This is a genomic window from Agromyces sp. NPDC058126 (assembly GCF_042884595.1).
Lineage (GTDB): Bacteria > Actinomycetota > Actinomycetes > Actinomycetales > Microbacteriaceae > Agromyces.
Genome location: NZ_JBHVTS010000001.1, coordinates 31757 through 47002, shown reverse-complemented (window position 1 = coordinate 47002; position 15246 = coordinate 31757). Strand labels below are relative to the sequence as shown.

Genomic DNA, 15246 nt, shown 5'->3' with positions numbered 1-15246 from the left:
CTCAGTCGAGCGGGCGCAGGATGCGCTGCAGGAACCGTCGCGTGCGCTCCTCGCGCGGCGCGGTGAAGATCTGCTCGGGCGCTCCCCGCTCGACGACGACGCCGCCGTCCATGAAGAGCACCTCGTCGGCGGCCTGCCGCGCGAACCCGAGCTCGTGCGTGACGACGACCATCGTCCAGCCCTCGTCGGCGAGCTCCTTGATGACCTGGAGCACCTCGCCCACGAGCTCGGGGTCGAGCGCGCTCGTCGGCTCGTCGAACAGCAGCAGCTGCGGCTTCAGCGCGAGCGCGCGCACGATGCCGACGCGCTGCTGCTGCCCGCCCGAGAGCTCGAAGGGGTAGGCGTCGCGCTTCTCGGCGAGGCCGACGCGATCGAGCAGGGCGGATGCCTCGGCCACGGCATGTGCCTTCGGCACCTTCTGCACCCGAACCGGGCCCTCGATGACGTTCTGCAGCACCGTCATGTGCGGGAAGAGGTTGTGCTGCTGGAACACCATCGCCGAACGGTCGCGGAGCGCGAAGCGCTCGGCCTTCGAGATCGGCGTCGAGAAGTCGAGCGAGGGCCCGCCCGCGACCTCGACCGTGCCGGCGTCGGGCGTCTCGAGACCGTTCAGCGAGCGCAGCACGGTCGTCTTGCCCGAGCCGCTCGGGCCGATGAGCACGACGACCTCGCCGCGGCGCACCTCGAGGTCGATCGACCGCAGCACCTCGTTGTCGCCGAACGACTTGCGGATGCCGCTGGCCTCGAGCAGCACGCTGTCGTCGGGGGTCTGGCCCGGGGCGAGCGGGTCGGCGCCCGAGGCATCCGAACCGTTCACCGCGCCGTCGTTCGCCGACCCGTCGCGATCAGTGGGCGACATAGCGGTCCAATCTCTTCTCGATCAGGTTCTGCCCGCTCGAGAGCACGAGGCAGAAGAGCCAGTAGATGACGGCCGCCTCGATGTAGATGAGCAGGAACTCCCGGCTGAACGCCGCGATCTCCTGCGCCACCCGGAACATCTCGGTCACGAGGATGAGCGAGGCGAGCGAGGTGTCCTTCACGAGCGAGATGAAGGTGTTCGACAGCGGCGGCACCGAGACGCGGGCCGCCTGCGGCAGGATCAGCCGGGTGAGCGTCGTGCCCGACGACATGCCGATCGTGTAGCCGGCCTCCCACTGGCCCTTCGGCACCGAGAGGATGGCTGCCCGGATCACCTCGGCCGCGTAGCCGCCGACGTTGAGCGAGAACGCGATGATCGCGCTCGGCCACGGGTCGATCGTGATGCCGACCGAGGGCATGCCGTAGAAGATCACGAACAGCTGCACGAGCAGCGGCGTGCCGCGGATCACCGAGATGTAGAACCTCGCGATGCCGCTCAGCACCCGGTTGCGGCTGATCCGCATGAGCGCGACGCCGAGCGCGAGCACGAGCCCGAGCGCGAACGAGGCCAGCGCGAGCGGAATGGTTCCGCTGAGGCCGCCCCAGAGCAGTGGCCAGAACGAGTCGAGGACGAGTTGCCAGTCGGTCATCGCCTCACCGCCTTCCGAGATACGGCGGATGCCGCGTCACCCCATGATTCCACCGGGGGTGTTCCCCGTGCGAACCAGGGGCGGAACGCGGCATCCGCCCGTCGATCAGGTGAGCGCTACTCGGAGACGTCCTCGCCGAAGTACTTCTCGCCGAGCTCGGCGAGCACGCCCTCCTCGCGGAGTTCGGCGAGCGCCTCGTCGACGGCCTTCACGAGCGCCGTCTTGTCCTTCGTGAAGGTGAGGGCGCTCTCGCTCGGGTCGGTCTCGGCCACGACGGCGAGCTTCGCGTCGGGCGTCTGCTTCACGTAGTCGAGGTAGGTGAGCTTGTCGTTGACCGTGGCGTCGACACGGCCCTGCTCGAGGAGCGCGACGGCCTGCGCCCAGCCCTCCACGGCCTCGACGTTCGCGCCGGCGTCGACGGCGAGCTGGTAGAAGTTGCTCGTCAGCGACTGCGCGGTGGTCTTGCCCTTCAGATCCTCGAAGCTCGAGATCGAGTCGTCGCCCTCGTTCACGACGACGACGCTCGGCGACACGGTGTACGGCGTCGAGAAGAGGTAGTCCTCTTCACGCTCGGGGTTGATCGAGACCTGGTTCGCGATGACGTCGAAGCGGCCCGCGTCGAGGCCCGCGAAGATCGCGTCCCACTGGGTTTCCTCGAACGTGATCTCGAGGCCCAGCTTGTCGGCGACGGCCTCGGCCACCTCGACGTCGTAGCCGACGAGCTCGCCCGCGCCGCCCTCGTGGAACGTGAACGGAGGGTAGGTGCCCTCGGTCGCGACCGTCAGGGTTCCGGCGTTCACGAGCCCGAACTCGTCGTCACCGGCGGCCGAGTCGCTCGCGGCGGGGGCGCTCGACGAGCAGGCGGCGAGCGCGACGACGGCGAGGGAGGCGGCGGCGAGGCCGAGCAGGGTGCGGGCACGGGGTGCGCGGGACATGGGGGCTCCGTTCGTGGGGAGGGGTGCGACCGCAGGTACGCGGCGACGATGGGGTCGAGTCCATCACGACCCGGCCGCAAGGTGAAACGGCATTACCCCGCGTTGCATTCCCATTCCTCGTCGGTCGCGTGGTGCGCGACGAAGGAGCGCGCGTCTCGGGACCACGCGTCCGGTGATCTCGAGACGCTCCTTCGTCGCTACTCGACCGGCGGGGCGGGCACCACGAGCACGCCGTCCTCGCGGCGGGGCACGCCGAGCGGGTTGCCGTCGGCGAGCTCGGCCGGCAGCACGGCGGCCGGGGCATCCTGCCAGGCGACGGGAGCCAGCCACCGGCGGATCGCGGTCGCGCCGACCGAGGTGTGCACCGAGGCGGTGGTGGCGGGCCAGCCGCCGCCGTGGTGCTGACCCCACGCGATCGCGACGCCCGTCGGCCAGCCGTTGAAGACGATGCGGCCGGCGACGGATTCGAGCGCCTCGGCGAGGTCGGCGACGTCCTCGTCGGGCGCGTGGTGGATCGACGCGGTGAGCGAGCCCTCGAGCACGGCGAGCGCCCGGCCGAGCCCGGCGTCGTCGGCGTAGCGGACGAGCAGCGTGAGCGGGCCGAAGCACTCCTCGAGGAAGGCTTCGCGCCCCTCCACGAACGCCTCGGTGCTCGTCGCGACGACGACGGGAGCCGCGACGTCGGCCGCGCGCTCCCCCGCGAAGACGAGGTCGACGTCGTCGCGCTCGGCCAGCTCGACCGAGCCGCGGTCGAACGCCGCCGCGATGCCCTCGGTGAGCAGGCGCTGCGGCGTGGCGTCGCCGAGCGCGGCCACGAGCGCGTCCTCGACGCCCGACCCCTCGGGCACGAACACGAGGCCGGGTTTCGTGCAGTACTGGCCGCCGTCGCGGGTGAAGGAGCCCGCGAGTCCCGCCGCGATCGACGCGGCGCCCGGTCCGGCGTCCGACACCGCGGTCGGGGTCACGACGACGGGGTTGAGCGAGCCGAGCTCGCCGTAGAACGGGATCGGCTCGGGGCGTGCGGCGGCGAGGTCGAAGAGGGCGCGGCCGCCGCGGGTGGAGCCGGTGAAGCCGACCGCCGTGACCCGCGGGTGCTGCACGAGTGCGAGGCCGGCCTCCATGCCCTCGACGAGCTGGAGCGCGCCCGCGGGCCCGTCCGCCGCGGCGAGCGCCTCGTGCGCGACCTCGGTGATGCGGCGCGAGAGCCGCGGGTGCCCCGGATGCGCCTTCACGACGACCGGGCAGCCCGCGGCGAGCGCCGAGGCGGTGTCGTTGCCGAGCACCGAGAACGCGAACGGGAAGTTCGAGGCCGCGAACACGCCGACCACGCCGAGGGGACGCAGCATCCGCCGCAGCTCGGGTCGCGGCGGCAGGAGCGAGGCGTCGGGCGAGTCGATCGTCGCCTCGAGGTAGGAGCCCTCGTCGATGACGCCGGCGAAGAACCGCAGCTGGGTCGAGGTGCGGGTGAGCTCGCCGCCCAGGCGCGCGGCCGAGAGGTGGGTCTCCTCGCCCGCGAGGGCGACGAGCTCGTCGCGGTGGGCCTCGACGGCGTCGGCGATCGCGCCGAGCCAGCGGCCGCGCTCGGCACGGCTCGAGCGCCCGAGGCCCGACGCCCCGGCGAGCCGCACCGCGAGCTCGACCGAGGCGTCCGCCGACAGTTCGACCCGCTCGTCGCCGCCGGTCGCCGGCTCATCGCGCGGGGCGATCCCCGTGGCATCCGTGTTCGTCATCGTGAACCCTTCTCGTTCGTCACTGCGCTCGCGTCTGCCGAGCCACCCTCAGAAGGCGTTGAGCCCCGTGAGCTCGCGGCCGAGGATCAGCTGGTGGATCTCGTCGGTGCCCTCGTAGGTGCGCACCGACTCGAGGTTGGCTGCGTGGCGCATGACCGGCCACGCGTTCGTGATGCCGTCGCCGGCGAGGATGGCCCGCGCCTCGTGCGCGATCGCGAGCGCCTCGCGCACGCTGTTGAGCTTGCCGACCGAGATCTGGGCGGGCGTCAGGGCACCGCGCTCCTTGAGCCGGCCGAGGTGCAGCGCGAGCAGGATGCCCTTCTCGACCTCGAGGAACATGTCGGCGAGCTTCGCCTGGATGAGCTGGTTCGCGCCGATCGGCTTGCCGAACACCTCGCGCGACGTCGAGCGCTCGATCGCGGCCTCGAGGCACGAGCGCGCGGCGCCCATGGCGCCCCACACGATGCCGTAGCGGGCCTCGTTGAGGCAGCCGAACGGGCCGCTCAGTCCGCGGGCGCCGGGCAGGATCGCGTCGCCGTCGACACGGACGCCGTCGAGCGCGATGTCGCACTGGACCGAGGCGCGCATCGACAGCTTGCCGTCGATCGGCGTCGCCGTGAAGCCGGGCGTCGAGGTCGGCACGAGGAACCCGCGCACCGCGCTGCCGCCCTCGCCGAACGCGCCGGAGGGGTCGTCGACCTTGGCCCAGACCACGGCCACGTCGGCGAGCGAGGCGAGCCCGATCCAGCGCTTCGCACCGTCGATGACCCAGCCGTCGCCGTCGCGGCGCGCGGTCGTCGTCATGCCGGCGGGGTCGCTGCCGCCCTGCGGCTCGGTGAGCGCGAAGCAGCCGACGAGGTCGCCCGCGGCCATGCCGGGCAGCCACCGGTTCTTCTGCTCCTCGGAGCCGTACTTGTGGATCGCACTCATCGCGAGCGAGCCCTGCACCGACACGAAGGTGCGCCAGCCCGAGTCGGCGGCCTCGAGCTCGAGGCAGACGAGGCCGTACGAGACGGCGCCGGCCCCGGCGCATCCGTAGCCCTTCAGGTGCATGCCGAGGAACCCGAGGTCGCCGAGCTCCTTCACGAACTCGCGACGGAAGTGCTTCTGCTCGAAGTCCTCCTCGATGACCGGCAGCAGCCGCTCCTGCGCGAAGGTGCGCGCCTTCTGCTGCCAGGTGCGCTCCTCCTCGCTGAGGAGGGCGTCGAAGTCGAAGACCTGGTCGATGCTGGGGGCGGTGGTCATGCGCGGGGTCCTTTCGAAGGGTCGGCGGTGGGGTCGGATGTCACGGGGTGCCAGTCGGCGCCCGCGTGCTCGTCGAGCCGGGGCGGCGGGGTCAGGTAGCGGGCGCGGGCCGAGGAGAGCCGGATCGGGTTCGCCACGGTGCGGCTGCCGTCGGTCTCGGCGACGGGCTCGAGGCCGAGCGACTCGGCGAACGCGATCGCCTCGGCGACGTCGTTGACGAGCCCGGCGGGCACGCCCGCCTCGCTGAAGCGCTCGGCCCACACGGCCGCGCGGGCGCCCGCGAGCGCGCCCTCGATCTCGGCGCGGAGGTGCTCGCGATGGGCCACGCGCGCCTCGTTGGTCGCGTAGCGCTCGTCGTCGGCGAGCCCGGGAAGCCCGAGGATCGCGGTGAGCGCGCGGAACTGCTTGTCGTTGCCGACGGCGATGACGAGGTCGCGGTCTGCGGCCGGGAACACGGCGTACGGCGCGATCGACGGGTGCTGGTTGCCGAGCCGGCGCGGGGCGCGGCCGGTGACGAGCGTCGACGCGGCCTGGTTGGTGAGCGCCGAGAGCAGGCTCTGCATGAGGTTGATCTCGACGTGCGCGCCCTCGCCGGTGCGGTCGCGATCGCGCAGGGCGAGCAGGATGCCGGCGAGCGCGTTCTGCGCGCAGAGCACGTCGACGAGGGCGACGCCGGCCTTCGACGGTTCGCCCTCGGGCTCGCCGGTGATCGACATGAGGCCGCCGACGGCCTGCACGAGGAGGTCGTACCCCGCGAGGCCGGCGCCCTCGCCCGCGCCGAAGCCGGTGATCGAGCAGTAGACGACCCGGGGGTTCTCCGCGCGCACGGTGTCGTGGTCGAGGCCGAAGCGGCGCATCACGCCCGGGCGGAAGTTCTCGATGACGACGTCGGCCGTAGCGGCCAGGCGCCGGGCCTCGGCGAGGCCCTCCTCGCTCGCGAGGTCGAGGGCGACCGAGCGCTTGTTGCGGTTGACGCTGCCGAAGTAGGTGGCGGTGCCGTTGGCGTCGACCGGCGGCTTCCAGTGCCGGGTGTCATCGCCGGTGGGCGGCTCGATCTTGATGACGTCGGCGCCGTAGTCGGCGAGCATCATCGTCGCGTAGGGGCCGGCGAGCACGCGCGAGAAGTCGGCGACGCGGAGGCCCGCGAGCACCCCGTGATCCGGCCCGCCGGGCGCACCGCCGGCCGCGCCGCGTGGCGCGTCGCCGGTCGTCGTCTCGGGTCGCTCGTGCATGGGTCATCCGCCTTCGCATGTGCCGGCCGTTCGGCCGCCGTCCATTCATCCTATAGTGAATCTTTTTTGCGCGCGCCGCCACTCGGCCGGGGCGCGCTCGGCTATCGTGAACGCATGGAATCGAGGGTGGGCCCCGGCGCGCGCGAAGCCGTGTTCGCCCAGCTCGCCGACGCGGGCCGCGCCGAACAGGTCGCGCAGCGCCTCATCGACGGCATCGTGCTCGGCGTGCTCGACCCCGGCGAGCGCCTGCCGAGCGAGCCCGAGCTCGCCCGACGGTTCGGCGTCGCCCTGATCACCGTGCGCGAGGGGCTCGGCATCCTCCGCGAGGCCGGCCTCGTCGAGACGCGTCGCGGCCGCGACGGCGGCAGCTTCGTGGTGCACGACGACGCCGAGCACCGCACGCTGCTCACCGCGCGGCTGCGCGGGCTCGCCCAGGTCGAGCTCAGCGACATGGCCGTCTACTTCGGCGCGATCCTCGCCGGGGCGGCCGAGCGCGCCGCCGAGCGCGCGAGCGACCCCGAGGCGAGCCGCCTCGCCGCCTGGCTCGACGCCGCCGACTTCAGCACCGCGGCGAGCGCCCGCACGAACCAGGGCGGCTTCTTCCTCGAGCTCGCCGTGCTCAGCCAGTCGGCCCGGCTCGTCCGCGAGCAGATCCGTCTGCAGGCCGAGTTCGGCCCGCTGCTGCTCATCGGCCTCGACGACGACGCCGCCCGATCCGAGGCGGCCGCGGCCGACCGCCGCATCGTGCGCGCCGTCACGACCCATCGCCCGGCGCGGGCCCGCGAGGCCGCCGGCCTGCTCGTCACGGCGCTCTCGGCCAGCCTCCTCGCGGCGAAGGCCAGAGTCGAACGCGGAGGCGGTCTCGATGACCACGAATGAGCAGCTCGCCCCGGTCGCCGACGCCGTCGGCGAGGTATTCGCGCGGGTCTTCGACCAGCTCGCCGACTGGCGCACCCCGATCGAGGCGATGATCGCCCGCTCCTCCGCCTCCGGCGGCGAGGTCCGCCCGGCCGAGCTCGACCAGACCGTCGCCGACCTCGTGATCCCCCGACTCGTCGAGCCCGACGCACTGCTCACCGGGGCGGGGTTCATCGCCGACGGCGAGATCGTGCGCGGCCACGAGGTGCACTTCGCCTGGTGGCTCGGGCCGCTCGACGACAACCCCGTGCTCGGCTCCACCGACGGCCCGACGCGGCTCGACCTCTCGACGCGGGGCTACACCGAGTACCTCCGCGACTTCCGCGCGCTCGAGTGGTACCGCATCCCCGCGACCACTCGCCACGCGCACGTGACGGGCCCGTTCGTCGACCACCTCTGCACGTGCGACTACATCCTCACGCTCACGATGCCCGTGCACGGGGAGGGCGGCGAGCGCATGGTCGGCGTCGTCGGCGCGGACATCTCGGTCCGGCGGCTCGAACAGGAGCTCCTCGCCCGGTTCCTCGGGGCCCCGGTGCCGCTCGCGCTCGTGAACGCCGACGGCCGGGTGGTGCTCTCCACCGAGCCGACGCTGCAGGTCGGCCAGCTGGCGGATGCCTCGGCGCCGAACTCGCTCGACTGCCCTGGCACGCCGTTCCGCGTGCTCGTGGGGCCCGCCTCCGCCGATCGCTGACGGCGGAACCCCGAACCCGAGCATCCCCTGAGCACGGGTCGAGAAGAATCATCCGTTGTTATATCTTTGACGGACGAGCGTATGCACCGCGGCAGACGACCCCCTCCGACAGGCCCCGGCCGACTGGCGTGCGTGCCCCGAGAAGGAGAATCCCCATGCCCTATGCCGTGACCAACCCCGCCACCGGCGAGGTCGTCAAGAGCTTCGACACCATCACCGATGAGGCACTCCAGGCAGCGATCGCCTCGGCCGACGAGGCGCACCGCGGCTGGTCGAAGCAGTCGACCGTCGCCGAGCGCGCCGCGCTCATCCGCCGCGTCGCCGAACTCCACAACGAGCGCGTCGACGAGCTCGCCGACATCATCGTCCGCGAGATGGGCAAGCCCCGCGAGCAGGCCGTCGGCGAGGTCGAGTTCTCGGCCGCGATCTACGAGTACTACGCCGACCACGCCGAGGCGCTCCTGAAGGACGAGCAGATCGACCTGCTCGCCGGCGAGGGCTCGGCGCTCATCCGCCGTTCGTCGCTCGGCGTGCTGCTCGGCATCATGCCGTGGAACTTCCCGTACTACCAGGTCGCCCGCTTCGCCGGACCGAACCTCATCATCGGCAACACGATCCTGCTGAAGCACGCCGAGCAGTGCCCCGAGTCGGCGGCCGCGATCGAGCGCATCTTCCTCGACGCCGGCTTCCCCGAGGGCGCCTACGTCAACCTCTACGCCTCGCACGAGCAGATCGAGACCGTGATCGCCGACCGCCGCGTGCAGGGCGTCTCGCTGACCGGCTCCGAGCGCGCCGGCGCGATCGTCGCCGAGATCGCCGGTCGCCACCTCAAGAAGGTCGTGCTCGAGCTCGGCGGCTCCGACCCCTTCATCCTGCTCTCGACCGACGACCTCGACGCGACCGTCGAGGCGGCGACCTTCGCCCGCGTCGACAACAACGGCCAGGCCTGCAACGCGGCGAAGCGCTTCATCGTCGTGGAAGACCTCTACGAGCCCTTCCTCGAGAAGTTCACGGCCGCGATGAACGCGGTCGAGGAGGGCGACCCCGCCGCCGACGGCACGGCACTCGGCCCGCTCTCGTCGGCGAAGGCCGCCGAGGGCCTCGCCGAGCAGGTCGAGCGCGCGGTCGCGCAGGGCGCGACGCTGCACTCGGGCGGCAAGAAGAACGGCAACTACTACTCGGCGACGATCCTCACCGACGTGCAGCCCGGCTCCGACGCGTTCCACGAGGAGTTCTTCGGCCCGGTCGCGCAGGTCTTCAAGGTCGCCGACGAGACCGCGGCGATCGAGCTCGCGAACGACACCCCGTTCGGCCTCGGCTCGTACGTCTTCACGACCGACTCGGAGCAGGCGCTCCGCGTCGCCGACCGCATCGAGGCCGGCATGGTCTTCGTGAACGTGGTCGGCGCCGACGGCGCCGAACTGCCCTTCGGCGGCGTCAAGCGCTCGGGCTCGGGCCGCGAGCTCGGCCGCTTCGGCGCCGACGAGTTCGTCAACAAGAAGATGATCCGCATCGGCTGATCACCCGCTTCGCGATCGGATGCCCCGGGGTTCGCCCCGGGGCATCCGTCGTTGCGGGCAGCGCCCGGTCATCCCCATACCCCGACGCCGCTCGTCGACCTCGCGACCCCCGCTGTTTCGGGTACATCGACCCGCCGCATTCGCCGTGCGAGATATGCGGCGTCGCGCGGCATCCCGGGCAGCGTCGCCGACACGATCGCGTACATGAGGTCGAGCCCCACGACGTAGAGTCCCGTGCCGCCGCCGCGGACCACGCCGCGGGTCTGCTGCAGCCGGCCGTCCTCGTCGAACACGGGCAGGTCGATCCAGCTCAGATCGTCTCGATACCCGGTGCACCAGATGACGTCGGCGACGTCGAGTGCGCGCCCGTCGACGACCGGCATGCCGCGCTCGACCCCGGTGACCCGGCCGGCGCGCGCGACCCCCGCGGCCTCGAGCTCGGCGAGGCGGGTCCGGATGAGCGGGGTCGCGCTCTTCGCTGCCTTCGGCAGCACCCGTCGCCCGATCGGGTTCCCGCCGTTGAGCACATGCACCCCGGCGAATCTGATGAGCGGCAGGCCGAACCGGGCGAGCGTGCGACCGTGGCGGAACGGGAGCTGCCCGCCCGGCGTGCCGGCCAGGGTGGTGGCGTGGCTTCGGCTCACCTCCAGCGCGATCTCCGCCCCCGAGTTGCCGAGCCCGACGACGAGCACCGGCCCCGCGCGAAGCTCCGAGGGGTTCCGGTAGTCCTCCGAGTGCAACTGCTGCACCGACGCATCGAGCTGGTCGGCGAACGCCGGCACCCGCGGAACCTGGTGGCCGCCCGCGGCGATCACGACGTTGCGCGCGATCCAGCTCCGCTCCCCGGCCTCGACCACGAATCGACCGTCGACCCTGCCGACCCGATCGACCCGGATGCCCGTCAGCACGGGCAGCTCGAATCGGGCGGCGTACGCCTCGAGGTAGTCGGCCATCTCGTCCTTCGTCGGAAACGCGAGGGGGTCGCCGGGGAAGGGCATCCCGGGCAGGCCGTCGTACTTCGCGGGGGTGAAGAGCCGGAGCGAGTCCCAGCGACGCCGCCAGGCGTCACCGACGCGGGCGTGGGCATCGAGGATCAGGATGTCCCGGTGCAGGCGTCGTACGAGATGGAATCCGATGGTGAGCCCGGCCTGCCCGCCACCGACGACGACGGTGTCGAACTCGTGGCCGGATCCATCCGAAGCGTGCTGTGCGTGGTCCATGCTCGGCACGGTACGAGGCGCCGGCGGGCATCGCATCGGCGAAATCCCCCATGCACCCCGCAGCCGCCGCGCGCCCTCACTCGGCCAGGCCGTGTCGGAACGCGTACGCGGTCGCGGCCGACCGCGACGCGAGACCGAGCTTGCCGAAGATGTTGCTGAGGTGGCGCTCGACGGTCTTCTCGCTCAGGTAGAGCTCTGCACCGATCTCCCGGTTGGAGTGCCCGGCCGCCACGAGGCGCAGCACCTCCACCTCCCGCGGCGAGAGCCCGCCCGGCGTCTTCGTGAGCGACTCGACGGCCGCGAACACGGGTGCGGCGCCCAGCTCGTCGAGGATCGCCCGCGCGGCGTCCAGCTCCATGACGGCGGACGCCTCGTCACCCGATGCCCGGTAGCACCGAGCGGCGAGCACCCGGCAGCGCGCCGCGTCGAAGGGCACCTCGAGCTCCCTCCACTTCGCCCAGGCCCTGCGCGAGGCGGCCAGGGCCCCGGCGACGTCGCCCTCGGCGAGCAGCACCGCCGACTCGGCAGAGTCGGCGAGCGCGGCGACCATGGGCGTCGACTCGCGGCGGCTGAACGCGACGAGTTCGTCGGCCGCGTCGCGAGCACCCGCGACCTCGCCCGCGCCCAGCTGGATCTCGACGATGGCGGGCAGGAGCGCCCGGCGCTCCGAGGGGTCGAGTCGATCGACTGCGGCGAGGATCATCCGCTGCGCCGTCGACGCCTCGCCTTGGGCCAGCCGGAGCAGCGCCAGCCCCGGCTGCGGCTCGAAGCCCGTTCGCGCCGCCGACTCGTACGCCGCCTCGGCGGCGGCGTCCTCACCCCGCAACCGGTGCACCTCGCCCTCCAGGTAGGCGGAGGCGTAGACGCCGTCGTGGTCGCCGCGCGCCGAGCGCTGCCTGGCCTCGGCAGCTGCGGCCTCGGCCTCGGCCCACGCGCCGTGCGCCAGGAAGAGCGCCGCGCGGTGCGCATGGCACTGCCCGGTGAAGACGATCAGGTCGGGGCGTTCGGCGCACCACCGATCGAGCGCGCGGGTCCACTCCTGCGCACGCCGGAGGTCGAACGCCAAGCGGCACGACTGCAGCAGCGCGCAGTACGCGATGCCGGACGCCTCCGGCGACAGCTCGCCCGTCGTGACCGCGACCATGACCTCGTCGAGCAGCTTCATGCCGGCGCCGAGGTCGCCGAGCATGATCCGCGACTGGCCGAGCCCGAGGCCGGCGAGCGCGGCGATGTCGGCGTCGCCCGCCTGCCGCGCACACCGTTCGGCCTCGCGGAAGATCTGCTCGGCGCCCTCGGCGTCGCCGGAGTACAGGGCCTGCAGGCCGCGCGGCACTCGCAGGAAGCCGTGATCGGCGTCGGGCTCCTCGGCGTCGTCGACGAGCCGCTCGGCACGTGCGAACCACCCGCTGCTCCGAGCATGGTCGCCGATGTTCGACAGCATCATCCCGAGCCACGCGGCGCAGCGGATCGCCGCGACGTCGTCGCCGTCGGCGAGGAACGCCTCGTGCGCCCGGGCGAGCCAGTCGAGCCCGTCGGCGGCGCGCCCGACGAGGAACGCCGCCGTTGCGAGGTTCTCGAGATCGAGCGGCGTGGTGACGGCCTCGCGCTCGGCCAACTCGAGTTCGGCGACCGCCTCGTTCCAGCGATTCTCGCGATACGCGGCTCGGCCCACGTCGAGTGCGGCTCCGCCCATGACGCCTCCAGCCCGGGCGCCGCGCTCGTCGGCGCGGGCAGCCGGCTCCGGCAGCGTCCGCCCTCAGGCTAGCCCCGCACCGGTTCTGCCGGCAACGCGTCGCGGCCCGCTCGCCGGTCGTCGCCCCGACCGCGCACCGACCGGAGGCACAGCACGAGGAGGGTCGCGCACGAGACGAGGTAGAAGGAGTGCAGCATCCACACCGGCCCGATCGGAAGACTGAAGACGTAGATCGAGTAGACGAGGTTGGCGATGTTGATCATCACCACGCTCGCGAGGCTGTACGACGAGACGTCCCCGGTGCGCAGCGCCTTCCGCAGCATCGGCAGATTGCTGACGGCGAAGACGACGGCCGAGGCCGTTCCGGCGAGCATCACGAGGTCCATGCGGCGAAGGTAGCCGCCCGCTCGCCCGCGCTGCATCGGCCGAACCCCGGAGCCCGCCCGTCTCGGCTGCATGATTTCCCCCATGCCGGCCGACCGGCGGGCGAGGGTCAGCGCTTCTTCTCGAGCTGGGCGTCGATCTCCGCGATGCGCTCGCTGAAGATGCGGCGCAGCAGCGCGTCGGGCACCGGATGCTCCGCCGTGAACTGCAGCGCCCCCGGCGACCACTTCAGACCGGCCGCGTCGAGCTCGGCCGCGAGCCCCGGCAGGATCCGCCCGCTGAACGGGTAGAGGCCGAGGTGCTGCCTCGCCTCGAGCGCCGCCGCAAGGCCCTTGCCGCGGTGCAGCAGGGCCGGCATGCCGTAGCTCTCGCCCTCGACGGCGTCGGGCGAGAGCTCGCGGGCGATCGCCATGACGTGCTCGAGTGCGACCTGGTTCTCGCCCTCGCGTTCGGCGAGGTAGTCGGTGACGGTTCCCATGCGGGCATCCTGCCATGAGGCCCGCTGCGCGGCATCCGAAATTAATCATCTGGTGCTATAGCTTTAGCGCCGCATGTATGGCTATGCTGACCCGTACCGTGCGCCCGCGGGGTGGGGTGGGCGCGAGATCAATGTCGATCGAGAGGGCATCATGCCAGCAGAACCCACGCCGAACCAGCTCGGCGACGACGAACACCTGAAGGTCCTCGGTTACGAGGGCTCCTTCAACCGCTCGATGAGCCTCTGGGCGAACTTCGCCCTCGGCTTCACCTACCTCTCCCCCCTCGTCGGCGTGTACTCGCTCTTCGCCACCGCGCTCGCGGTCGGCGGCCCGCCGTCGATCTGGTGGATCGTCATCGTCGGCGCCGGTCAGCTCCTCGTCTCGCTCGTGTTCGGGGAGGTCGTCTCGCAGTACCCGATCCACGGCGGCATCTACCCGTGGGCGCGACGCCTCTGGGGCCGTCGCTACGCGTGGATGGCCGCCTGGGTCTACATCTGGGCGATGATCGTCACGATCACCGCGGTGGCCGAGTTCGGGTCGGTCTTCGTCGGGAGCCTCTTCGACCTCGAGCTCACCCCGACGGTGAACCTCGCGATCACCCTCTCGCTGCTCCTGCTCGCGTTCTTCTTCAACTTCTCGGGCACGAAGACCCTCGCCCGGGTCGCGCAGATCGGCCTCGCCGCCGAGCTCGTCGGCGTCATCGGGCTCGGGCTCTACCTGCTGATCTTCCAGCGCAAGCAGGAGTTCAGCGTCTTCTTCGACACCATGGGCGTCGAGGGCGACGGCAGCTACCTCACCGCGTTCATGGGCGCCGCCCTCGCGGGGCTCTTCCTCTTCTACGGATTCGAGGCCTGCGGCGACGTCGCCGAGGAGGTGTCGAACCCCGCCCGTCGCATCCCCAAGGCGATGGTGATGACGATCCTCGTCGGCGGCGTCTCGGCCCTCTTCTCGTTCGGCGGCTATGTGCTCGCCGCGCCCGACCTCGGCGCGATCGTCGCGGGCGACGACACCGACCCGATCCCGCACATCCTCGAGTCGACGCTCGGCCCCGTCGGGGCGAAGCTCTTCCTCGTGGTCGCGATCACCGCGTTCATCTCCTGCGTGCTGAGCCTGCAGGCCGCAGCCAGCCGCCTGCTGTTCTCCTTCGCCCGCGACGGCATGATCCCGGGTCACCGCTGGCTCGCGAAGGTGTCGGAGAAGAACAAGGTGCCGACGAACGCGCTCATCGTGGCGTGCACCGTGCCCGCGCTCCTCGCGGTGCTCATCTTCCTCAACGACGGCCTGCTGCTGCCCATCACCTCCTTCGCGGTGCTCGGCATCTACGTCGCCTTCCAGATGGTCGTGCTCGCCGCGCTCCGCCAGCGCCTCAAGGGCTGGAAGCCGGCCGGCCCCTTCTCGCTCGGCGGCCTGGGCTTCATCGTGAATGCACTCGCGCTCGCCTACGGCGTGTTCGCCATGGTGCTGCTCGCGACGCCGGGCGCCACGGGCGTGTTCCTCACCGACTACGTCGTGCTCATCGGCCTCGGCGTCGTCGTCGTCTCGGGGCTGCTGTACCTGCTGATCGCACGCCCCGACCGCAAGTCCGACGCCCCGTCGGGCGACGCGATCGCGGTCGCCGACGAGATCCGCACCCGCACGGGCGCGACCGCCGCGGTCGACGCGCCGGCCGCTCGCTGAGCGACGAGCGC

The 15246-nt window shown here is 72.0% G+C and carries 14 protein-coding genes; 4 read left to right on the top strand and 10 right to left on the bottom strand.

Features of this window, described 5'->3' with window-relative positions; genetic code table 11:
- Position 1: 1 nt before the first annotated feature.
- The 6 genes from ACFVTR_RS00245 to ACFVTR_RS00220 all read right to left on the bottom strand — a co-directional run bounded on the left by ACFVTR_RS00245 (position 2) and on the right by ACFVTR_RS00220 (position 6650).
- Positions 2-859, bottom strand: coding sequence for an amino acid ABC transporter ATP-binding protein (locus ACFVTR_RS00245; RefSeq protein ID WP_387033969.1), 858 nt, complete (start codon positions 857-859; stop codon positions 2-4).
- Positions 846-1508 carry an amino acid ABC transporter permease gene (locus ACFVTR_RS00240; RefSeq protein WP_387033967.1) on the bottom strand — a complete coding sequence of 221 codons (663 nt, stop codon included), beginning with the start codon at positions 1506-1508 and terminating at the stop codon, positions 846-848. Before ACFVTR_RS00240 ends, ACFVTR_RS00245 begins: the two co-directional genes overlap by 14 nt.
- Before the next feature lie 116 nt (positions 1509-1624).
- On the bottom strand, positions 1625-2443 hold the full coding sequence (locus ACFVTR_RS00235) for an amino acid ABC transporter substrate-binding protein (protein WP_387033966.1): 819 nt from the start codon (positions 2441-2443) through the stop codon (positions 1625-1627).
- 197 nt (positions 2444-2640) lie between these two features.
- Entirely contained in the window at positions 2641-4173 is a 1533-nt protein-coding gene (locus tag ACFVTR_RS00230) for an aldehyde dehydrogenase (NADP(+)) (RefSeq protein ID WP_387033965.1), read from the bottom strand.
- Between the two features lie 48 nt (positions 4174-4221).
- Positions 4222-5418, bottom strand: a complete 1197-nt coding sequence (locus ACFVTR_RS00225) for an acyl-CoA dehydrogenase family protein (RefSeq protein WP_376941669.1) — start codon at positions 5416-5418, stop codon at positions 4222-4224.
- Positions 5415-6650 (bottom strand): CaiB/BaiF CoA transferase family protein, encoded by a 1236-nt coding sequence (locus ACFVTR_RS00220; protein WP_387033964.1) that lies wholly within the window; start codon positions 6648-6650, stop codon positions 5415-5417. Before ACFVTR_RS00220 ends, ACFVTR_RS00225 begins: the two co-directional genes overlap by 4 nt.
- 114 nt (positions 6651-6764) lie before the next feature.
- On the opposite strand from ACFVTR_RS00220, the gene ACFVTR_RS00215 reads away from it, so the two are divergent.
- The 3 genes from ACFVTR_RS00215 to ACFVTR_RS00205 all read left to right on the top strand — a co-directional run bounded on the left by ACFVTR_RS00215 (position 6765) and on the right by ACFVTR_RS00205 (position 9782).
- Complete coding sequence (locus tag ACFVTR_RS00215; protein WP_387033963.1) at positions 6765-7529, top strand: GntR family transcriptional regulator; 765 nt, start codon at positions 6765-6767, stop codon at positions 7527-7529.
- On the top strand, positions 7516-8262 hold the full coding sequence (locus ACFVTR_RS00210; protein ID WP_387033962.1) for a cache domain-containing protein: 747 nt from the start codon (positions 7516-7518) through the stop codon (positions 8260-8262). Before ACFVTR_RS00215 ends, ACFVTR_RS00210 begins: the two co-directional genes overlap by 14 nt.
- A gap of 155 nt (positions 8263-8417) precedes the next feature.
- On the top strand, positions 8418-9782 hold the full coding sequence (locus tag ACFVTR_RS00205; protein WP_376941673.1) for an NAD-dependent succinate-semialdehyde dehydrogenase: 1365 nt from the start codon (positions 8418-8420) through the stop codon (positions 9780-9782).
- Between the two features lie 68 nt (positions 9783-9850).
- Here the strand turns inward: ACFVTR_RS00205 and ACFVTR_RS00200 are convergent, their stop codons facing one another.
- From ACFVTR_RS00200 to ACFVTR_RS00185, 4 genes are all read right to left on the bottom strand, one after another.
- A complete protein-coding gene (locus ACFVTR_RS00200; RefSeq protein ID WP_387033960.1) occupies positions 9851-11002 on the bottom strand; it encodes a flavin-containing monooxygenase in 1152 nt (383 codons plus the stop codon).
- Between the two features lie 76 nt (positions 11003-11078).
- Positions 11079-12695 carry a LuxR C-terminal-related transcriptional regulator gene (locus ACFVTR_RS00195; RefSeq protein ID WP_387033958.1) on the bottom strand — a complete coding sequence of 539 codons (1617 nt, stop codon included), beginning with the start codon at positions 12693-12695 and terminating at the stop codon, positions 11079-11081.
- Positions 12696-12763: 68 nt separating this feature from the next.
- On the bottom strand, positions 12764-13081 hold the full coding sequence (locus ACFVTR_RS00190) for a hypothetical protein (protein WP_387033957.1): 318 nt from the start codon (positions 13079-13081) through the stop codon (positions 12764-12766).
- A 107-nt stretch (positions 13082-13188) separates the two neighbouring features.
- Positions 13189-13557, bottom strand: coding sequence for an iron chaperone (locus ACFVTR_RS00185; RefSeq protein WP_387033956.1), 369 nt, complete (start codon positions 13555-13557; stop codon positions 13189-13191).
- A gap of 151 nt (positions 13558-13708) precedes the next feature.
- Here ACFVTR_RS00185 and ACFVTR_RS00180 point away from each other — a divergent pair, with 151 nt between their 5' ends.
- On the top strand, positions 13709-15235 hold the full coding sequence (locus tag ACFVTR_RS00180; RefSeq protein WP_387033955.1) for an APC family permease: 1527 nt from the start codon (positions 13709-13711) through the stop codon (positions 15233-15235).
- Positions 15236-15246: the final 11 nt, after the last annotated feature.

Excerpts from the sequence above, each read along its gene's own strand:
- ACFVTR_RS00215 (WP_387033963.1), top strand. The coding sequence starts at position 6,765 with ATGGAATCGAGGGTGGGCCCCGGCGCGCGCGAAGCCGTGTTCGCCCAG.
- ACFVTR_RS00185 (WP_387033956.1), bottom strand. The coding sequence starts at position 13,557 with ATGGGAACCGTCACCGACTACCTCGCCGAACGCGAGGGCGAGAACCAG.
- ACFVTR_RS00205 (WP_376941673.1), top strand. The coding sequence starts at position 8,418 with ATGCCCTATGCCGTGACCAACCCCGCCACCGGCGAGGTCGTCAAGAGC.
- ACFVTR_RS00225 (WP_376941669.1), bottom strand. The coding sequence starts at position 5,418 with ATGACCACCGCCCCCAGCATCGACCAGGTCTTCGACTTCGACGCCCTC.
- ACFVTR_RS00240 (WP_387033967.1), bottom strand. The coding sequence starts at position 1,508 with ATGACCGACTGGCAACTCGTCCTCGACTCGTTCTGGCCACTGCTCTGG.
- ACFVTR_RS00245 (WP_387033969.1), bottom strand. The coding sequence starts at position 859 with ATGTCGCCCACTGATCGCGACGGGTCGGCGAACGACGGCGCGGTGAAC.
- ACFVTR_RS00230 (WP_387033965.1), bottom strand. The coding sequence starts at position 4,173 with ATGACGAACACGGATGCCACGGGGATCGCCCCGCGCGATGAGCCGGCG.
- ACFVTR_RS00195 (WP_387033958.1), bottom strand. The coding sequence starts at position 12,695 with ATGGGCGGAGCCGCACTCGACGTGGGCCGAGCCGCGTATCGCGAGAAT.
- ACFVTR_RS00200 (WP_387033960.1), bottom strand. The coding sequence starts at position 11,002 with ATGGACCACGCACAGCACGCTTCGGATGGATCCGGCCACGAGTTCGAC.
- ACFVTR_RS00220 (WP_387033964.1), bottom strand. The coding sequence starts at position 6,650 with ATGCACGAGCGACCCGAGACGACGACCGGCGACGCGCCACGCGGCGCG.
- ACFVTR_RS00190 (WP_387033957.1), bottom strand. The coding sequence starts at position 13,081 with ATGGACCTCGTGATGCTCGCCGGAACGGCCTCGGCCGTCGTCTTCGCC.
- ACFVTR_RS00210 (WP_387033962.1), top strand. The coding sequence starts at position 7,516 with ATGACCACGAATGAGCAGCTCGCCCCGGTCGCCGACGCCGTCGGCGAG.
- ACFVTR_RS00180 (WP_387033955.1), top strand. The coding sequence starts at position 13,709 with ATGCCAGCAGAACCCACGCCGAACCAGCTCGGCGACGACGAACACCTG.
- ACFVTR_RS00235 (WP_387033966.1), bottom strand. The coding sequence starts at position 2,443 with ATGTCCCGCGCACCCCGTGCCCGCACCCTGCTCGGCCTCGCCGCCGCC.